The following is a 17,751-nucleotide window of genomic DNA, read 5'->3' on the forward strand; positions in this document are numbered from 1 at the left end:
CGTGCGGCGCCTTCGAGGGGACCGCGCGTCCGGCGTCCGGCTTCCCGTGTGCGGGTGCAGATGGTCATCCCGACAGGATGTCCGCGAAGTCCACGCCCGAACCGTAGTAGAAGCTCAGGACGATCAGGATCATCGTGGCCGGAAGCATCACCATCGTGACGATGAGCGTGGTCTTGGGGACTGCCTGGGCCGCGGAGCGCCGGGCGTTCTGGGCGTCCGTGCGGCGCATGTCGGTGGCGATCTGGATCAGGGTTTCCACGATCGGGGCACCCAGCTCCTCGCCCTGCTGGAGCGCCGTGACGAACATCGAGACCTGGTCGGAGGCGTTGCGTTTGCGGAGCTGGTCGAAGGCATCGCGGCGGCTGACTCCCATGTCCATCTGCCGCAGGGTGATGCGCAGTTCGTCGGACCAGGGGCCCGTGTACTTCTCCGCGACGCGCTCCAGCGCCTGCCGGAAACCGAGCCCGGCGGAGACCACGACCGCGAGTACGTCGAGGAAGTCGGGCAGTGTGCGCTCGATGTCCGACTTCCGTTTGCGGATCGCCGCCCTGATGATGACGTCGGGCCAGACCAGGCCGAAGGCCAGGGCGAGCAGCGCGACGACCAGCTGTCCCCTGGTCAGCAGCGCCAGCGCCGCCAGCACGCCGAGGAAGCCGTAGACGGCCCTGCGGGCGGCGAAGCGGTGGACGGTCAGGCCGCCGGGGTTGCCCGCCATGTCGAGGCGCCGGCGCAGGGCGTCCACCCGTTTGGGGCCCATCAGCCGCAGCACGGACGGCGCCCACCTCATGCCCATCCGGTCGACGCCCGAGCCCACAACCGTGGTGCGGCTGGAGCCGACCTCCAGGGCGATGGCCAGGTCGCCCGGCAGTTTGGCGTCCGCGCGGTACATGCGGACGCCCTGGAAGACCCCGTACACGGCGAGCCCGATGACCGCGGCGAAGAGAAGTCCCATGGTGTGTCTCCTTCCGCCTCAGACCTGGATCCGGGACATACGACGAATGAGGAAGAACCCGACCGCGTACATGCCGAAGGCGACGACCGTGGCGATCTGTCCCAGCAGCGAGCCGGTCATCTTGTCCAGCGCTCCTGGCGCCATGGCGTTGATCATCAACAGGAAGCCGAGTCCGAGCAGGGGCACGGCCACTGCGGTCACCCGGATCTGGGCGAGCATCGTGGTGACCTCCCGGCGGGTTTCCTTGCGCTCCTCCAGTGTCTGGGTGAGGTTGCGCAGCGAGCTCACCACCTGACCACCCGCCCGGTTGGAGAGCACCAATGTCGTGACGAGGACGACGAGTTCGCGTGACGGTAGCCGGTCGGCCAGCTCGCCCAGGGCGTCGTCCATGGAGTGGCCGACCCCCAACTGGTCGGCCACCCGGTGAAGTTCCTCTCCCGCCGGATCATCCAGCTCCTCGGCGGCCATCGCCAGCGCCGTACGCATCGCGAGACCGGCCTGGGTCGCGTTCGCCAGCACCCGGGTGAGTTCAGGGAGTTGGTTGATGAACGCCTCTGTACGTTTCACCCGATGCCAGTTGAGGAACGCGTTTCCGCCCCAGAGTCCGGCGAGCGCCGCCAGCACGCCGAAGAACGGCGCGAAGATCGCGCCGACGATGAAGTACAGCGCGAGCAGCCCGGCCACCACGTACACGGCGTATTCGCCGGGTGTCAGGTCCAGGCCCGTCGCCGCGATCTTCTGTGCGATGCGCTTGCCGAGCGCCGTTCCGCGCAGTCGGCGGTCGACCGACGTGAAACGCCTGCGCCGGTGGGCGGGCGCCGTTATCTGCCCCGTCTGGGACATGCGCTCGATCAGCGCGTCCCGCTGGGCCTTGCCCGACGAGTAGACGTGCACGCCGACGACGGCGAGCACACAGGTGAGCAGTGTGACGCCGACCGTCAGAAGCGGGAGGTTATCCATGTCGTACGGGCCTTCTCGGGGGGCTCGGGGTTCGGGGGACGAGGGTTCGGGGGGGACAAGCGTTCGGTGGGGTCGGCGGAGTTACGCGGCCGAGCTGCGCAGCGCCAACTGCTCCTCCGACTGGGCGACTCCGAACGCCGGAGGAATGGGTTCGCCCCGCATGTAGAGGCGTTCGGCGATCCGTCGCGGCAGCGGGTAGTACGCGAACTGCCCGTACACCCTGCCGTCGGCGGCCAACGGCTGGGCGAGGAAACGGCATACGGAGACGATCCGGTACTCGTCACGGCCGTGCGAATCGACGATGGCGATCTCGGTGATCCGGCGCGAGCCGTCCGCGTGCCGCGTGAGCTGCACGATGACATCGACCGCGCTGTTGATCTGGTCCTTGATCGCCACGAATGGGATCTCGACCTCCGACATGGAGGCCAGGGTCTGGAGCCGCATCAGCGCGTCCTCGGCGCTGTTGGCGTGCACGGTGGCCAGTGAACCGTCGTGTCCGGTCGACATCGCCTGGAGCATGTCCAGTGTCTCACCGCCGCGCACCTCGCCGACGATGATGCGATCGGGGCGCATACGAAGGGAGTTGCGCACCAGGTCACGGATGGTGACCTGGCCCTTTCCCTCGACGTTCGACGGCCGGCTCTCCAGCGTGATCACATGCTTCTGCTGGAGTTGCAGCTCGGCGGAGTCCTCGATGGTGACGATGCGTTCGCCCTCGGGGATCAGTCCGGAGAGGGAGTTGAGCAGCGTCGTCTTGCCGGTGCCCGTGGCTCCGGAGACGATCACGTTGAACTGGGCGCGTACCAGGCCCGACAGCAGCATCATCATCTGCTCGTCCAGCGAGCCGAGGGTGATCAGCTCCGGCAGGGTGAAGGAACGCGGGAAGCGCCGGATGGTGAGGATCGGACCGGTCAGGGAGAGCGGCGGAATGATGACGTTGACCCGCTCGCCGGTGGGCAGGCGGGCGTCGACCATCGGATTCGCCTCGTCCACACGGCGGTTGACGGTCGAGACGATACGTTCGATGGTCTGCATCAGCTGCTCGTCGGAGGCGAACCGCATCGGCAGCAGTTCCAGCCGTCCGCCGCGTTCCACGTATACCTGTTCGGCGCCGTTGACCATGATCTCGCTGATGGAGGCGTCTTCGAGCAGCGGTTCGAGAATGCCGAGGCCGAGCGCCTCGTCGACCACCCGGCGGATGAGCTGGGAGCGTTCGGCGGTGGAGAGAACCGGTCCCTCGCGGCTGATGATGTGGCCGAGTACGCGCTCCAGCCGCGCGCGGCGGTCCGCGGCGGTGAGCGAGGACATCTCGGCGAGGTCGATCTCCTCCAGGAGTTTCGCGCGGTAGACCCCGACGAGGGCGCTCTCCTCGCCGTGCCCGTTCGCCGGTTCGGGGCTGTTGATGCGCGCCCGCAGGCTCATGACCTCAACTCCCTGATGCTGCTGGTGTGGTGCGCGGTACGACAGGTGGTTTTCACGGTCGGTCCAGCGGCATGGTGACGCTCCGCGTCGCTGAACCGAAGTGGAAGACGGGCAGGATGGCCGGGACCCGGACCGTCGCGGTCACCGTGACGCCGTTCCCGCCCGCACCGCCCATCCCGAAGCTGGCGCCCTTGGACAGCCAGCCACTGAGGGCCGCGTGGCCCGCCGCGGCGTAGTCCCTGTCCGGGTACGAGGCGGTACGGGCGGCCGCCCGAGCGGCGGTTCCGGCCTGCTGCACGGTGTAGGCGGCGATGCCGAGCTGTATCGCGGCGAGAGCGACGAGGAGCAGGAGTGTGATGACACCGACGTACTCCAGCGCGGCCTGACCCTGGTCGCGGCTCTCGGCCGCGGGCCCGGCTCCGTGCCGGTGGCGGTCGCGGCTCCCGTCCCGGCCGCGCACCCCGGATGGCTGTCGCACCCCAGAAAGTTGCCGCACCTCCGACGGCTGCCGCGCCGGGCCAGCCGCCCCTTCGCCGCCGTGTCGCTCGGGCATCGTCACCCCTCCTCGTTCGCCGCGGCCGCGTGCCCGGTGACGTGCACCGGGATGTTGAAGCCCGGGAAGAGCACGGGGATGCTGACCGGCACATCCGCGCGGTACAGGTCCCCGTCGGCCCCGCACGCGACCGCTCCGACGCTCCAGGCGCCGGACAACTGCCGTGCCGCGGCGGCCCGGCAGGCCCCCGCGCCGCCGACCGTACCCGCGCGTACCGCTTCGTCGGCCGCGTTGCCCGCGAGGGAGAACGCGTAGCCGACCAGCGCGGCCTGCCAGAGCAGGGCCAGCGTGGCCAGGATGATCGGGACCATGCCGGTGAACTCGATGGCGGCCTGGCCGCGGTCGTCCCCCCGCCGCGGCCCGCGTCCCGCCCGTACGTCTGTTCCGGTTCCTGGCGCGCTCATGGCCCGACGCCTCCTAGCCCTGCCTGCCGCGTCCGCGCCGGAGCCCGGCCGATCCGCGGTCCGACTTGACCTTGCCCGTTCTCACCGCGACTTCAGCGGCCTTGACGAGGCCCAGTTCGCCCGCGAGGCCCCAGATCGCCTGTTTCACCGCGGACTTGGACTCCAGATCCTGCATCCTGCCCGCGTCGACCACGGACTGGAGTTCCTTGAAGTTGGCCGGAATGACCGACCGCGAGACCCGGGTGCCGGTGATCCGTTCGACCAGCGGCGGCTGGATCTCGGTGTGCCGGGTATGCCGGTTGACCACCGTGACGGTCTCCTCGCCCTTCCGGATCTGCAGCCGCTCCCAGAGCCTGACCATGCGCTTGGCCCCGCGTACGGAGATCACGTCGGGCGTCGTCACCAGCAGGGTGGTGTCCGCCATCTCGATCGCGGCCGCGTTCGCCCCGCTCATCTGCGTACCGCAGTCGATGACGACCACGTCGTAGCGGTGCCGCAGCGCGCTCACGATCTGGCGTACGGAACGGTCGTTGATCTCCTCGCCCCGCTCCCCCTCACCCGGCGCGAGCAGCAGCCCGATGCCGGTGTGGTGGACGAAGAGAGCGTCCTGGAGGACCCGGGGCGTGATGTCCTGGATGGTGGCCAGGTCGACGATCGACCTGCGGAACTGCACGTCGAGGTACGAGGCGACGTCGCCGGCCTGGAGGTCCAGGTCGACCAGCGCGGTGTTCATGCCGGACGCCGCTGCCGCCAGGGCCAGTTGGACGGCCGTCAGGGTCGTCCCCACTCCGCCCTTCGCGCCGCTGACGGTGACGACGGTGCCGCCGGGGCCCGCGAACACCTCGGCGCCCTGACCGAGATGGCGCCGTACGCCCACCGACCAGGCGGCGGCCGCCAGCACGCGCTGCGCCAACTCCTCGTACGAGAGGGGCAGTCCGACCAGGCCCCGGGCGCCGGAGTCCATCGCGGCCGCGAAGAGCGCGGGCCCCGCGTCCCCGGTGACGAGGATGACGCCGACCGCCGGGAAGCGCAGTGCCACTTCGCGGATCAGTTCGAGAGCCGGCACCGGTCCTATCCGCTCGTGCACCAGCACGACTTCGGGCAGTTCGTCGATCGACTCGGCGGCCAGCCGCGCCAGGGTGTCGATCAGCGAGGTCGAGTCCCCGACCGGCACCGCGGGCTCCACGTCGGGGAGTTGGCTGAGCAGGGTGATGAGGGAGCGTGCGGAGTCGGCGTCACCGACGACCGGAAGGATTCGGGTGGTCATGCGGGCGTCACTTGTCCCCTTCGAGGGTGTAGGTGCTCTCCCCGGGGCGCAGGGTGGTGGCGCTGCCGTCCGCGAGGAGCGCGAGCCGTACGTGCTCCGCGAAGGACTCGGCGTAGGCGACGCGCTGGGCGTCCTTCGTCTTCAGCGCGAAGGTGATCGGCACGGCTTCCTGGGAGGCCGTGCGGCTGCGGGTGCTGCCGTTGTCGCTCTCGCTGGGATCGAGTGCGGTGAGTTTGCCGACGTCGATGACTTTGGCGTCGGAGACGATGATCCGGGACTGGGCCCGGGTGCCTTCGCCCTCGGCGGCGAAGGTCGCGAAGATATTGACCCGGGAACCGGGAGTGATCTTGCCGGCGACACCGGTCGCCGCATCGATCATGATGGCGATCTCCTCCTCACCACTGGCGAGTGCGGGACGCTTGACGATCATGTCGTCCTGGAGCAGCGAGCCCTTTTTGAGTCGCGTGACGGCGATCTTCCCGGTGAGTGCGGACAGATCGGTCACGGCGTTCTCGGACAGCCAGCGTTCCGGCATCTCGATTTTCTCGAACTGCCCCGCCTGGAGCGGCGTATAAGGCGCGACGTCCGCCTTCAGCCGGTACGCGGAGACCTCGGGCCCGACCTTCGAATTCACGTCGCCGATGACCGAGAGCACACCGGCGAACGCGCCGAGGGCGCAGAGCACCGAGAGGAGCAGAAGTATGATGCCGCGGCGTTGCCGTGAATTCATGAGCGGGGCGACCTCGTTCGAAGACGTGGGACGAGTTGGGTGGGCGGCCGGATCTGGTGCCGACCGGATCTGGTGCCGACCGGATTGTGCGTGCCGAGCGGATCGTGTGTGCCGAGCGGATTGGTGACGGGATCGTCCGGTGGCCTGCCGTCGGGTGCCGGAGCCTCCGGTGCCGGTCGGTTTTACGTTCCGTGGCGCGTGGACGTTCCCTGGGTCAGGGCGGCGCGAGCGGTTCTCGCGGCGCGGGGCGGACTCTCGGGAGGCACCAGCGGCGCCGAACAGAACCCGCAGCGGTCTCCTATGAGTTCGATCCCGCACCAGGAGCACGTCTCGCGGCGCACGGAGGAGACCAGTTGATAAAGGATCGAGATGTCGGGCAGGAAGGCGGCGAATTCCGTCATCTTGGAAGTCCCCCACCAGCCAGGCGAATCGGCCGGCAGTTCGGTCTCGTGAATCGCCTGGACGCGCCATGAGGGCGCGAGCGTGGATGTCACCCAGTCCGACTGGACCGTTCCCCTGGCGACGACGAGCTGGGTGGCGAACTCCGGTCCCGCCAGTTCCCCGGCCCCGATTCTGATCAACTGCGGGGTGGGGTTGGCGAGCACCCCGAACTGGGATCCGGGCACCCAGGACTTGGCGTGCGTCTTGAGGCTGACGGGAAGCCGGTCGAGTCTGGTGACCGAGTTCAGCACGGCTCCCGCGTAAATGTAATGAGAAAGCAGCCGGGCGGCGGAGGCGACGATTCCCGCGCTGAAGTCGCAGATCGACAACTGCCGCAGCTGCCGGGCGAGTACGGCGACTCCGAGCGGCGGCAGGTCGACTTTCAGCAGGGCGACACGGTCGCTCTCCAGTACCGAACGCATGGTGTGCAGCCGCCGTTCGTGGGCGGCGGCGACGGAGGACGGGTAGAGCGCCACGACGTAGCCGTGCTGCTCCACGAGCACCTGCAGGTCGGTGAGCGCGGCGTCCAGCGGCTGTGCGTCCGGGGACTGCAGCAGAGCAGCGGTCGGCGTCTGCCGGTCTGTTGGTCGCAGCACCAGATCAGGGCTGGTGACGGCAATGGCGGTTGGCACGCTCGTTCCCCGTTCGGCTCCGGTCGTCGGAGTTCCGGCGATCGCAGATCTCTCCTGCCCGTGGCTCCAGCACTTTATCGGCGTCTTCCGGTGCAGAGAACACTTTTGGGATGTGAGTACCACAGCGTTATCCGGCCGGGCCACTCCCGGTGGGTACGACCTGCCGGCGGAGGTCTTGACAAGTCAATTGGTCTGGACCAGCTTTACGCCCGACGGTGGCCACCGTTCCCCCTCACGTACTGCCCTTGAGGCATCTCGCGTGCCTCACACCCCTCACGTATCTCCCTCTCATGTACCTCCATCCTCGAAACCCCAGCGGAGGCAACAAGTGGAACGTGCACCAAGCGGCAGACGGATCCCGCGGTCCTGGATCGGCGGGGTGGTGGCCGCGCTGGCCGCCGGCGCGCTGACCGTCACCGGGCTCGCCGGGACCGCTCAGGCCGCCGACATCAATGTGGCCAGGAACGCGGGCTTCGAGTCCGGCCTCTCCAACTGGGCCTGTTCCGCGGGCAGTGGGGCCTCGGTCGGCTCTCCCGTGCACGGCGGCGCGGCCGCGCTGCGGGGCACACCCGCCGGGCAGGACAACGCCAAATGCACACAGGCGGTCGCCGTCCAGCCCAACTCACGCTACACACTGAGCGCCTGGGTGCAGGGCGGCTATACGTACCTCGGCGCGGAGGGCACCGGCACGGCCGACGTGTCGACCTGGACGCCCGACAGCACCGGGTGGAAGCAGCTCACCACCAGCTTCACCACCGGCGCCTCGACCCGCTCGGTGACCGTCTACCTCACCGGCTGGTACGGACAGAGCCCCTACTACGCCGACGACGTGGCCGTCCTCGGGCCGGACGGCGGCGGTGGCAGCGACCCCGCGCCACAGGTGCCCGCCACACCCGGCGGCCTCACCGCATCGTCGGTGACCGCGTCGTCCGTCACCCTCAACTGGGGTGCGGTGTCCGGTGCGACGGGCTATAACCTCTACCGCGCGGGTACGAAGGTCCAGTCCGCGAGCGGCACCTCGTCCACCGTGTCGGGGCTCGCGGCAGGCACCTCGTACTCCTTCCAGGTCTCCGCGGCCAACTCGGCGGGAGAGTCCGCGAAGTCCACGGCGGTCAACGTCACCACGTCGTCAGGAGGCGGCAATCCGCCGACGGATCCCGGAAGCCCCGCCGTACCCAAGCACGCGCTGACCGGCTACTGGCAGAACTTCAACAACGGCGCGGTGGTCCAGAAGCTGCGTGACGTTCCCGCGCAGTACGACATCGTCGCCGTGTCATTCGCCAACGCCACATCGACACCCGGGCAGTTGGCCTTCAGCCTGGACCCGGCCGTCGGGTACGCGTCCGCCGCCGACTTCAAGGCGGACATCGCCGCGAAGAAGGCCGCCGGCAAGTCGGTGATCCTCTCCGTGGGCGGCGAGACCGGCAGTGTCGCGGTCAACAGTGACGCCTCCGCGACCGCCTTCGCCGACAGCGCGTACTCGCTGATGCAGGAGTACGGCTTCAACGGCGTCGACATCGACCTGGAGAACGGCGTCAACTCCACCTATATGACGAAGGCGCTGCGCCAGCTGTCCGCGAAGGCCGGGTCGGGTCTGGTGCTCACGATGGCGCCGCAGACGCTCGACATGCAATCCACGGGCACCGAGTACTTCAAGACCGCGCTGGCGGTCAAGGACATCCTCACCGTCGTCAACATGCAGTACTACAACAGCGGTTCGATGCTCGGCTGCGACGGCAACGTCTACTCGCAGGGCTCGGTCAACTTCATCACGGCACTCGCCTGCATCCAGCTCCAGGGCGGCCTCGCCCCCTCGCAGGTGGGCATCGGCGTACCGGCTTCCACCCGGGGAGCGGGCAGCGGCTACGTCGATCCGTCCGTCGTGAACAACGCGCTGGACTGCCTCGCCAGGGGCACCAACTGCGGTTCGTTCAAACCGTCCACGACATACCCGGGTCTGCGCGGCGCCATGACCTGGTCCACCAACTGGGACGCGACGGCCGGCAACGCCTGGTCCAACGCCGTAGGACCGCACGTACACGCCCTGCCGTAGAGCCGCACGCACACGCCCTGCCGCAGGACCGCACGCACACGCCCTGCCGCAGAACGTGTGGCGTCGCCGCCTCCCCGGCGGCGGCGCCGCAGGGCACGGGACGGCAGCGATCGCGCCCGGGGCCTTGACAAGAACAATGGTCTGGACCAGTTTGTACGTCCAACGGTGGCCACCGTTCCTCATCCCGTCCCATACCGTGCTTCCACGCAGTGTGTTCACTGTGTGTTGCGGTGTGGACTCTCCCCCCACGGAGGCCATGCAGTGCACCGGATAGCACGACCCCGCATGCTGAAAGCGGTTCTCGCCGCTGTCGCCGTCATCGCCGCCGCCGGATTCGCGATGCCCGCCGCGAACGCCGTCGACACCGCCCAGGACACGGCTGCCAAGGCCCCCAGAGCCGCCGCGCCGGCCGCCGTACCCGCCCACGCCCTCACCGGCTACTGGCAGAACTTCGACAACGGCGCGGCCGTCCAGACCCTCGGCGACGTACAGGACCAGTACGACATCATCGCGGTCGCCTTCGCCGAAGCCACCGGCACACCGGGCGAGGTCACGTTCAACGTCGACTCTGCCGGTCTCGGCGGCTACACCGCAGACGAGTTCAAGGCCGACGTCGCCGCCAAGCAGGCCGCCGGCAAGTCCGTGATCATCTCCATCGGCGGTGAGACCGGCACGGTCTCCGTCAACGACGCGGCCTCCGCCGACGCCTTCGCGAACTCCGTGTACGGGCTCATGCAGGAGTACGGCTTCGACGGCGTCGACATCGACCTGGAGAACGGCCTCAACTCCACCTACATGAGCCAGGCACTGGAGTCGGTGGCCGCGCGGGCCGGCTCGGGGTTCGTCCTCACGATGGCACCGCAGACCATCGACATGCAGTCGACGTCCGGCGAGTACTTCAAGACCGCGCTGGCGGTCAAGGACATCCTCACCGTGGTCAACATGCAGTACTACAACAGCGGTTCGATGCTCGGCTGCGACGGCAACGTCTACTCGCAGGGCTCGGTCGACTTCCTCACCTCGCTCGCCTGCATCCAGCTGGAGGGCGGCCTCGACCCGTCGCAGGTCGGCATCGGCGTTCCCGCCTCGGCGAGCGGCGCGGGCAGCGGCTACGTGCAGCCCTCGGTGGTCAACGACGCCCTGGACTGCCTGACGAAGGGCAGCAACTGCGGTTCGTTCACGCCTTCCACGACCTACCCGGGCCTGCGCGGCGCCATGACCTGGTCCACCAACTGGGACGCGACGGCCGGCAACGCCTGGTCCGACTCCGTGGGCGCACACGTCCACGGCCTGTAACCACAGCGGGACGCGCGGCCGGGCGGCGGGACTCCCCGGCCATCAGACCCCCCACAGGGCCAACAGCGCCGCCGTACCCACCCGGCGGCGCTGTTGCGCGTCAGCAGACGAGTTGCCCCGGCCGGGGAAGGACTCAGCCCAGCACGGCCAGCGCGTCGATCTCGACGAGCAGCCCCTTGGGCAGGCCCACGTAGACCGTCGTACGCGCGGACGCGGCTTCCTTGAGCCCCTGTTCCTCGAAGTACGCGTTGTAGATCTCGTTCATCTCGGCGAAGTGGTCCACGTCGGTGAGGTAGACGCGCACCATCATCACGTCGTCCCAACCGGCGCCGCCCTCCTCCAGGATGGCCTTCACGTTGGCGAGGGTCTGGAGGGTCTGCTCCCGCAGCGTGGGGCCGGCGGGCGTCGGCGGCTGTCCCTCCACGGCGGGGAGGAAACCGACCTGGCCGGCGACCTGGAGGATGTTGCCCTTGCGCACGCCGTGCGAGAACTTCGCGGGCGGGGTCGTGTGGGTGGCCGGAGTGAGGGCGGTCTTGGGGGTGCTGTCGCTCATGAGGCTTCCTTGGTAGGGGCGTTGCCGGAGTACTCCCTGCTGATCGCGTTGGCGGTGCGGCGCAACAGCGGCAGCAGAGTGAGGAGTTCGTCCGCGGTGACGACGACATTCGGCGCGGAGACCGACATGGCGGCGACAGCACGTCCGTCCGCACCGCGGATGGGAGCCCCGATGCAGTTGATGGACTCCTCGTGACCACCGAGATCGGTGGCCCAGCCCTGTTCGCGTACGGCAGCCAACTCCTTGAGGAAAGCGGCCGCGTTGGGGGTCGAACGGGGCGTGTACAGGGGGAAGTCGAGGCGTTCCGCGAGTGCGCGGCGCTCGGCCTCCGGCAGGTCGGCGAGCAGCAGCTTGGCCACGGCGGCCACGGTGATCGCGACCGGCTTGCCGATCCGCGAGTACATCCGTACCGGATAGCGGCTCTCGACCTTGTCGATGTAGAGGACTTCGCGTTCCTCGTACACCGCGAGGTGGACGGTGTGGCCGCACTCCTCGTGCAGGGCGAGCAGGTGCGGGTGGGCGATCTCGCGTACGTCGAGGTTCTCGACGGCCTCCTGCGCGAGCGCGAAGAGGCGGGCGCCCAGGCGGTAACGCCCGTCCTGCTGGCGGAAGACGAGCCCGTGCTCGTGCAGCGTACGCAGCAGTCGCAGCGCGGTGGACTTGTGTACGTCGAGCCGGGCCGCGACCTGTCCCAGGTCGGCGGGCCCCTGGGCGAGCAGCGGCAGAATGGTCAGTGCCCTGTCGACCGTCTGGCTCATGACGTACGCACCTCCGGCTCCCCGGCCGCCGTCCAGCCGGGGCCGAGACGAAGTGTGCCCCATGCGGCGGCGTCGAGGCCCGCAAGCCGGTCTGCGTGGGCGCGGGAGGGCGGCGTGCCGAGGTCGGCGGGGACGGTGAGCACGGCGGCGGCCATCAGGTGGCCGTGCCGGATGCGGGCTTCCGCGGAAAGGCCGCGGAGGGCCGCGGAGAGGAATCCGGCGGCGAAGGCGTCACCGGCGCCGACGGGGGCCACGACGTCGACGCGGAGCGCGGGCACGGTGACGACGACGTCATCACCCGACTCACGGGTCCCGGCAGCCTCACCGGTCCCGGTTGCTTCCCCCGCACCAACCGCCTCACGCGTATAGACCGTTGCCCCCTCGCTGCCGCGCTTCACGACCAGCGTCGCGGGCTCCGGCAGCGCCTCGCGGATCGCCTCAGCGCCGTGCAGCCCCCACGCCTCCGCCGCCTCGTCCTCGCCGACGAAGACCAGATCGGCGCCGCGCGCCAGGTCCAGCAGCACCCGCGCACCGGACGCGTCGCGCCAGAGGGCGGGCCGGAAGTTGATGTCGAACGAGACCAGCGGGCGCCGGCCCTCGCGGCGCGCGGTCAGCTCGCGCATCAGGGCGAGGCAGTCGCCGGAGAGCGCGGCGGTGATCCCGGACAGGTGCAGGATCCGTCCCGCGCCGACATCTTCGTACGGCACGTTCGCCGGGGACATCGCGGAGGCCGCGGAACCCGCCCGGTAGTAGACCACCTCGTGCGCCTCGTCGCCGCGGTCGTTCGCCGTACGGAAGTAGATGCCGGTGGGGCGGTCCTGGTCCCGGCGTACGTCGGAGGTATCGACCCCGTACCCGGCTATGGCGTCCACCAGGTGGTCGCCGAAGCCGTCGGCGCCGACCCGGCTGACCCACTTCACGGAGTGCCCGGCGGCGGCCAGCGCGCACGCGACGTTGGACTCGGCGCCGCCGATGGTGCGCGCGAAGGTGGGGACGTCGGCGAGGCGGCCGGGGTGCGAGGGCAGGAAGGTGACCATGGACTCGCCCAGGCAGACGACATCCACGGCGGGACGAGTGTCCACGTCTACGGTTCCGGTCACGCTCGGGCTCCTCTGTTGCGGGGGCCACCATTGACCCGACATCGGCTCGGATGTTAGACAACCGTGAGCAATCTACGCAATGGGTGTTGCACATGTCGCAACCGTGGACGTGAGGGAGTTCCGATGAGCACCGACCAGAACACGGACGCACGACCCGGCGGGATGTCCGGCGCGGGTACCGTCGGAGCGCCGGTCGCGAGCCTCGGCGCCGAGCGCGTCGACCACCGTTTCAAAGGCCTCCCGCCGGACGCCGAGGGCCTGACCGTCGCCGCGCTGGCGGCCGAGCGGCGCGATCTCTTCACCGGCGGCTTCACGACCCCCGTCCTGGCCCTGTCCGCCGAATCCCTCGACCACAACCTCGCCCAGCTGGAGACGTACGCGCAGCGGCACGGCCTCGCCTTCGCGCCGCACGGCAAGACCTCCATGTCCCCGCAGCTCTTCGCCCGGCAACTGGCCCACGGCGCCTGGGGCATTACCGCTGCCGTGCCCCACCAGGTGCGCGTGTACCGCGCGTTCGGCATCCAGCGGATCTTCCTCGCCAATGAGGTGGTCGACGCCTCGGCCCTGCGCTGGCTCGCCGCCGAGCTGGACCGCGATCCCGGTTTCCGGCTGATCTGTTACGTCGACTCCGTACGCGGTGTCGAGTTGATGGACGAGGCGCTGCGCGCCGCCGGAGCCACCCGTCCGGTCGAGGTCGTCGTGGAGCTGGGCGCCGGCGAGGGCGCCCGTACCGGCGCGCGTACGGAAGGCCAGTGCGCGGCGGTCGCGGACGCGGTGGCCGCCGTAACCACCCTGCGGCTGACCGGAGTCGCCGGTTACGAGGGCGAGGTGCCGCAGGCGGACGGCGCCCGGGTCCGCGCGTGGCTGCGCCGGCTGACCGCGCTGGCAGCCGAGTTCGACGCGGCGGGGCGCTTCGCCGATGCCGGGGAGATCGTGATCAGCGCGGGCGGCAGCGCGTGGTTCGACGTGGTGGCCGACGTGTTCGCGGAGATCCCCGCGCTGTCGCTGCCGGTGCTCAAGCTGCTGCGTTCCGGTGCGTACGTGTCGCACGACGACGGCCACTACCGCCGCGTCACCCCGTTCAACCGCGTCCCGGAGGAGGGCGGACTCCAGCCCGCGTTCCGGCTCTGGGCACAGGTCGTCTCCCGGCCCTCCCCGGATCAGGCGTTCGTCAACGCGGGCAAGCGGGACGCCGCCTACGACCTCGACCTGCCGGAGGCGCAGGTCGTACGGGACAGCCGCACCGGCGAGATCCGCCCGGCCACCGGCGTCACGGTCACCGGCCTCTCCGACCAGCACGGCAAGCTGGCCACCGCGCCGGAGGCTGACCTGGAGGTCGGCGACTGGGTCGGGCTGGGGCTCTCCCACCCGTGCACCTCGTTCGACAAATGGCAGTTGATCCCGCTGGTGGAGGCGGACGGGACGGTCACGGATCTCATCCGCACGTTCTTCTGACGTCCGGCGCCGCTCCTGTCAGGCCGGGCGGCGCTCCTGTCGGGCCGGGCGCTGTCGGCTTTCGCCGGGCACCGTGAGCCGCGTTCTCGTTCTTCGCACTCCTTCGTTCCTCCGAGAGGCCGGGCATGGATCTCGTCATGCGCGACGTACGTGTCATCGACGGCACGGGCGGTGAGTCGTACCGCGCCGATGTCGGCCTGACCGGCGGCCGGATCGCCGGGATCCGGCGGGAGGGTGACGGCGCACGCCTCGGTGCCCTCCGCGTCCTCGACGCCGCCGGGCTCGCCCTCGCGCCCGGCTTCATCGACATGCACGCGCACAGCGACCTCGCGCTGCTGCGCGACCCCGACCACTCCGCGAAGGCCGCGCAGGGGGTGACGCTGGAGGTGATCGGCCAGGACGGGCTGTCGTACGCACCGGTGGACGACGTGACGCTGGCCGAGGTCCGCAGAACGATCACCGGCTGGAACGGCGACGGATCCGGCATCGACTTCGACTGGCGGACGGTCGGCGAATACCTCGACCGCCTCGACCGCGCCTTCGAGGGCCAGGGTTTCGACGGCCGGGGCATCGCCGTCAACGCCGCGTATCTGATCCCGCAGGGCACGGTCAGGATGCACGCGGTCGGCTGGGACGACCGTCCCGCGACCGCGGCCGAACTCGCCCGGATGCGCCAACTGGTCGCGGAATCCATGGAACAGGGCGCGGTCGGCATGTCGTCGGGGCTCACCTACACCCCCGGCATGTACGCGAACGACGCCGAACTCACCGAGCTGTGCCGGGTGGTGGCGCGGTACGACGGCTACTACTGCCCGCACCACCGGTCGTACGGCGCGGGCGCGCTCCAGGCGTACGAGGAGATGGTGACCCTCGCCCGGCACGCCGGCTGCGCCCTCCATCTCGCTCACGCCACCATGAACTTCGGCGTGAACGAGGGCAGGGCGCCCGAGCTGCTCGCCCTCCTCGACGACGCGATGGACGCGGGCGCCGACATCTCGCTCGACACGTATCCGTACACCCCCGGCGCCACCACACTCGTCGCGATGCTGCCGAGCTGGGCCAACGAGGGCGGCCCCGAAGCGACTTCGGCGCGCCTGAAGGACGAGGCCACCGCGGAGAGGATCCGGCACCACCTGGAGGTCACCGGCTCGGACGGCTGTCACGGCGTGCCCATCGAGTGGGACACCATCGAGATCTCCGGCGTCCGCGAACCGGCTCTCGCACCGTACGTGGGACGGACGCTCGCGGATTCGGCCGCGCGGGCGGATGAGACGCCGTGGACCACGGCCCGGCGCCTGCTGATCGAGGACCGGCTCGGCTCCACGATCCTCCAGCACGTCGGCCACGAGGAGAACGTCCGGGCGATCATGCGCCACCGCGTCCACACCGGCGGCAGCGACGGCATCCTCCAGGGCGCCAAACCGCATCCGCGCGCGTTCGGCACGTTCCCCCGTTATCTGGGCCGGTACGCAAGGGAGTTGGGCATCCTCACCCTGGAGGAATGCGTCTCCCATCTGACCTCGCGGCCGGCCGCCAGGCTCCGTCTGCGCGACCGTGGCCTGATCCGCGAGGGTTACCGCGCCGATCTGGTCCTCTTCGACCCGGACACGGTCGCGGCGGGCTCGACCTTCGAGAGCCCGCGCACACCGCCGGTGGGCATCCCGTACGTGCTGATCGACGGCCGTTTCGTGATCGAGGACGGCCGCCGTACGAACGTCCTTGCCGGCCGGTCCGTACGGCGCGGGGACTGACAGCCTCGTCGCACAGCACGGCCCCGCACCGGTCCTCAGGCCGACGCCACGCGCAGCACGAACGAGGCCACGGCCAGCACGAAGAAGAAGACGGCCGGTGCGAGCTGGTATTCCTTGGCGCGCAGGTGGAAGACGACCGCGCCGACGAAGTACAGCGCCACCCCGATCGCGGCGGCCTCGCCGAGCAGCGGCACCCACAGACCGGCTATGAGCCCCACCGCGCCCGCGGTCTTCAGCGTGGCCAGGCCGGGCAGCCACGAGTCAGGAACGTTCACGGCCTTCATCGAAGCGGTGATCGACTCGTGCCGGGTGAACGTCGAAATGGCGGAGAACAAAAGACCGGCGGCGAGCAGGATGCTGACAACGGCACAAGCGATGAACATGGGTGGCCTCTCGAGAGAAATACGTACATGCCGGGGCACGGGTCGTGACCCCGATGCAGGGTGCCCCCGCGTGCGCCCGCGAGGAAGACCGCGCCGAGACGGGTACTGCCAGGGCCACGATCGGAAGCGGCCACCCGGGCGGTAGATTGCGTGCCGTGAGTGACAACCGGCTGGGGCAGTTCCTGCGCGCCCGACGTGAGGCCCTGACGCCGACCGAGGCCGGTCTCCCGCAGGGCAGCCGGCGGCGTACGCCCGGACTGCGCCGCTCCGAGCTGGCCATGCTCGCCGGGATCAGCGTCGAATACCTCGCACGGCTCGAACAGGGCCGGGACCGCCATCCGTCCCCGCAGGTGCTCGCGGCGCTCGCCGACGCGCTGCGGCTCACCCCGGAGGCACGCGGCGAACTGCTGCACGCCGTCAAGGCGACGAACGGCACGCTCCAGCTCTGCCTGAGCGCCACCCGGCCGCCCGAGCGCACTGTGCGGCCCACGATGCGCGCCCTCATCAACCAACTGGAGCCGGCACCCGCCGTCCTGCTGAACCGGCTGAGCGAAGTCCTCGCCTTCACGAGCGGCTACGAACGGGTCTACGGCCCGCTCGGCCTGCTGGACTCCCCCGCGCCGAGCCTGCCGCGCTTCCTGTTCACCGACCCCAGGGCCCGCACCGCGCACCCGCAGTGGGAGCGGGTCGGCGACGAACTGATCGCCCGCCTCAAGAACGACTCCGTGCCCGACGACCCGCACCTGATGAATCTGGTGGAAGAGCTGACCCTCATGGTCGGCGCACCGTTCACGGACCGCTGGCAGCTCACGTCCCGCGCGCCCGCGCACAACGGTGTGCGGCAGCTCGTGCACCCCGTCGCGGGTGAACTGCGGCTGGCCCACGAAACACTTGAGCTGCCCGACGGCCTGGGCCAGCGCCTGGTCGTACATCTGCCCGCCGACGACAGCACCTCGGCCGCGCTCGACAGTCTCACGGGCCGCAGACCGGGCGCGCTGCGCGCCGTGGCCGGCTGAGCCTCCCGTACCGAACGCGCGGGCA

At 69.9% G+C, this 17,751-nt stretch carries 17 protein-coding genes; 5 read left to right on the top strand and 12 right to left on the bottom strand.

The features are described from left to right. Positions 1 to 64 precede the first annotated feature (64 nt). From ACIP6N_RS07565 to ACIP6N_RS07600, 8 genes are all read right to left on the bottom strand, one after another. Positions 65 to 952 carry a DUF5936 domain-containing protein gene (locus ACIP6N_RS07565; RefSeq protein WP_401813686.1) on the bottom strand — a complete coding sequence of 296 codons (888 nt, stop codon included), beginning with the start codon at positions 950 to 952 and terminating at the stop codon, positions 65 to 67. A gap of 18 nt (positions 953 to 970) precedes the next feature. After that, the gene (locus ACIP6N_RS07570) at positions 971 to 1,912 is read right to left on the bottom strand and encodes a type II secretion system F family protein (protein WP_401813687.1); all 942 of its coding nucleotides are present in this window, start codon (positions 1,910 to 1,912) and stop codon (positions 971 to 973) included. Between the two features lie 81 nt (positions 1,913 to 1,993). Beyond that, positions 1,994 to 3,334 carry a CpaF family protein gene (locus ACIP6N_RS07575; RefSeq protein ID WP_401813688.1) on the bottom strand — a complete coding sequence of 447 codons (1,341 nt, stop codon included), beginning with the start codon at positions 3,332 to 3,334 and terminating at the stop codon, positions 1,994 to 1,996. A 52-nt stretch (positions 3,335 to 3,386) separates the two neighbouring features. Then, positions 3,387 to 3,812, bottom strand: a complete 426-nt coding sequence (locus ACIP6N_RS07580) for a TadE/TadG family type IV pilus assembly protein (protein WP_401813689.1) — start codon at positions 3,810 to 3,812, stop codon at positions 3,387 to 3,389. 77 nt (positions 3,813 to 3,889) lie between these two features. After that, a complete protein-coding gene (locus tag ACIP6N_RS07585; RefSeq protein ID WP_401813690.1) occupies positions 3,890 to 4,291 on the bottom strand; it encodes a TadE/TadG family type IV pilus assembly protein in 402 nt (133 codons plus the stop codon). Positions 4,292 to 4,304: 13 nt separating this feature from the next. Continuing rightward, on the bottom strand, positions 4,305 to 5,558 hold the full coding sequence (locus tag ACIP6N_RS07590) for a CpaE family protein (RefSeq protein ID WP_401813691.1): 1,254 nt from the start codon (positions 5,556 to 5,558) through the stop codon (positions 4,305 to 4,307). A 7-nt stretch (positions 5,559 to 5,565) separates the two neighbouring features. Further along, complete coding sequence (gene cpaB, locus ACIP6N_RS07595; protein ID WP_401813692.1) at positions 5,566 to 6,288, bottom strand: Flp pilus assembly protein CpaB; 723 nt, start codon at positions 6,286 to 6,288, stop codon at positions 5,566 to 5,568. A gap of 182 nt (positions 6,289 to 6,470) precedes the next feature. After that, positions 6,471 to 7,361 (bottom strand): hypothetical protein, encoded by an 891-nt coding sequence (locus ACIP6N_RS07600; RefSeq protein ID WP_401813694.1) that lies wholly within the window; start codon positions 7,359 to 7,361, stop codon positions 6,471 to 6,473. Positions 7,362 to 7,689: 328 nt separating this feature from the next. Here ACIP6N_RS07600 and ACIP6N_RS07605 point away from each other — a divergent pair, with 328 nt between their 5' ends. Continuing rightward, positions 7,690 to 9,414 carry a chitinase gene (locus ACIP6N_RS07605; RefSeq protein WP_401813695.1) on the top strand — a complete coding sequence of 575 codons (1,725 nt, stop codon included), beginning with the start codon at positions 7,690 to 7,692 and terminating at the stop codon, positions 9,412 to 9,414. A 285-nt stretch (positions 9,415 to 9,699) separates the two neighbouring features. Beyond that, positions 9,700 to 10,710, top strand: coding sequence for a chitinase (locus ACIP6N_RS07610; protein ID WP_401813696.1), 1,011 nt, complete (start codon positions 9,700 to 9,702; stop codon positions 10,708 to 10,710). A 133-nt stretch (positions 10,711 to 10,843) separates the two neighbouring features. Here ACIP6N_RS07610 and ACIP6N_RS07615 read toward each other — a convergent pair whose 3' ends face one another. The 3 genes from ACIP6N_RS07615 to ACIP6N_RS07625 are packed head-to-tail and all read right to left on the bottom strand — an operon-like array spanning position 10,844 to position 13,163. After that, positions 10,844 to 11,263, bottom strand: a complete 420-nt coding sequence (locus ACIP6N_RS07615; RefSeq protein WP_401813698.1) for a RidA family protein — start codon at positions 11,261 to 11,263, stop codon at positions 10,844 to 10,846. After that, positions 11,260 to 12,021 carry an IclR family transcriptional regulator gene (locus ACIP6N_RS07620; RefSeq protein WP_401813700.1) on the bottom strand — a complete coding sequence of 254 codons (762 nt, stop codon included), beginning with the start codon at positions 12,019 to 12,021 and terminating at the stop codon, positions 11,260 to 11,262. Before ACIP6N_RS07620 ends, ACIP6N_RS07615 begins: the two co-directional genes overlap by 4 nt. Beyond that, the gene (locus ACIP6N_RS07625) at positions 12,018 to 13,163 is read right to left on the bottom strand and encodes a sugar kinase (protein ID WP_401813701.1); all 1,146 of its coding nucleotides are present in this window, start codon (positions 13,161 to 13,163) and stop codon (positions 12,018 to 12,020) included. The genes ACIP6N_RS07620 and ACIP6N_RS07625 overlap by 4 nt, the downstream gene beginning before the upstream one ends. A 120-nt stretch (positions 13,164 to 13,283) precedes the next feature. Here ACIP6N_RS07625 and ACIP6N_RS07630 point away from each other — a divergent pair, with 120 nt between their 5' ends. Together ACIP6N_RS07630 and ACIP6N_RS07635 are read left to right on the top strand one after the other, a co-directional pair. Continuing rightward, positions 13,284 to 14,576, top strand: a complete 1,293-nt coding sequence (locus ACIP6N_RS07630; RefSeq protein ID WP_401814390.1) for an amino acid deaminase — start codon at positions 13,284 to 13,286, stop codon at positions 14,574 to 14,576. Positions 14,577 to 14,701: 125 nt separating this feature from the next. Next, positions 14,702 to 16,327, top strand: a complete 1,626-nt coding sequence (locus tag ACIP6N_RS07635) for an amidohydrolase family protein (protein ID WP_401813702.1) — start codon at positions 14,702 to 14,704, stop codon at positions 16,325 to 16,327. Between the two features lie 35 nt (positions 16,328 to 16,362). Here the strand turns inward: ACIP6N_RS07635 and ACIP6N_RS07640 are convergent, their stop codons facing one another. After that, the gene (locus tag ACIP6N_RS07640; protein ID WP_401813704.1) at positions 16,363 to 16,710 is read right to left on the bottom strand and encodes a DoxX family protein; all 348 of its coding nucleotides are present in this window, start codon (positions 16,708 to 16,710) and stop codon (positions 16,363 to 16,365) included. Between the two features lie 155 nt (positions 16,711 to 16,865). On the opposite strand from ACIP6N_RS07640, the gene ACIP6N_RS07645 reads away from it, so the two are divergent. Further along, positions 16,866 to 17,726, top strand: coding sequence for a helix-turn-helix domain-containing protein (locus ACIP6N_RS07645; protein WP_401813705.1), 861 nt, complete (start codon positions 16,866 to 16,868; stop codon positions 17,724 to 17,726). Positions 17,727 to 17,751: the final 25 nt, after the last annotated feature.

Source organism: Streptomyces sp. NPDC088725, assembly GCF_044751305.1.
Classification (GTDB): domain Bacteria; phylum Actinomycetota; class Actinomycetes; order Streptomycetales; family Streptomycetaceae; genus Streptomyces.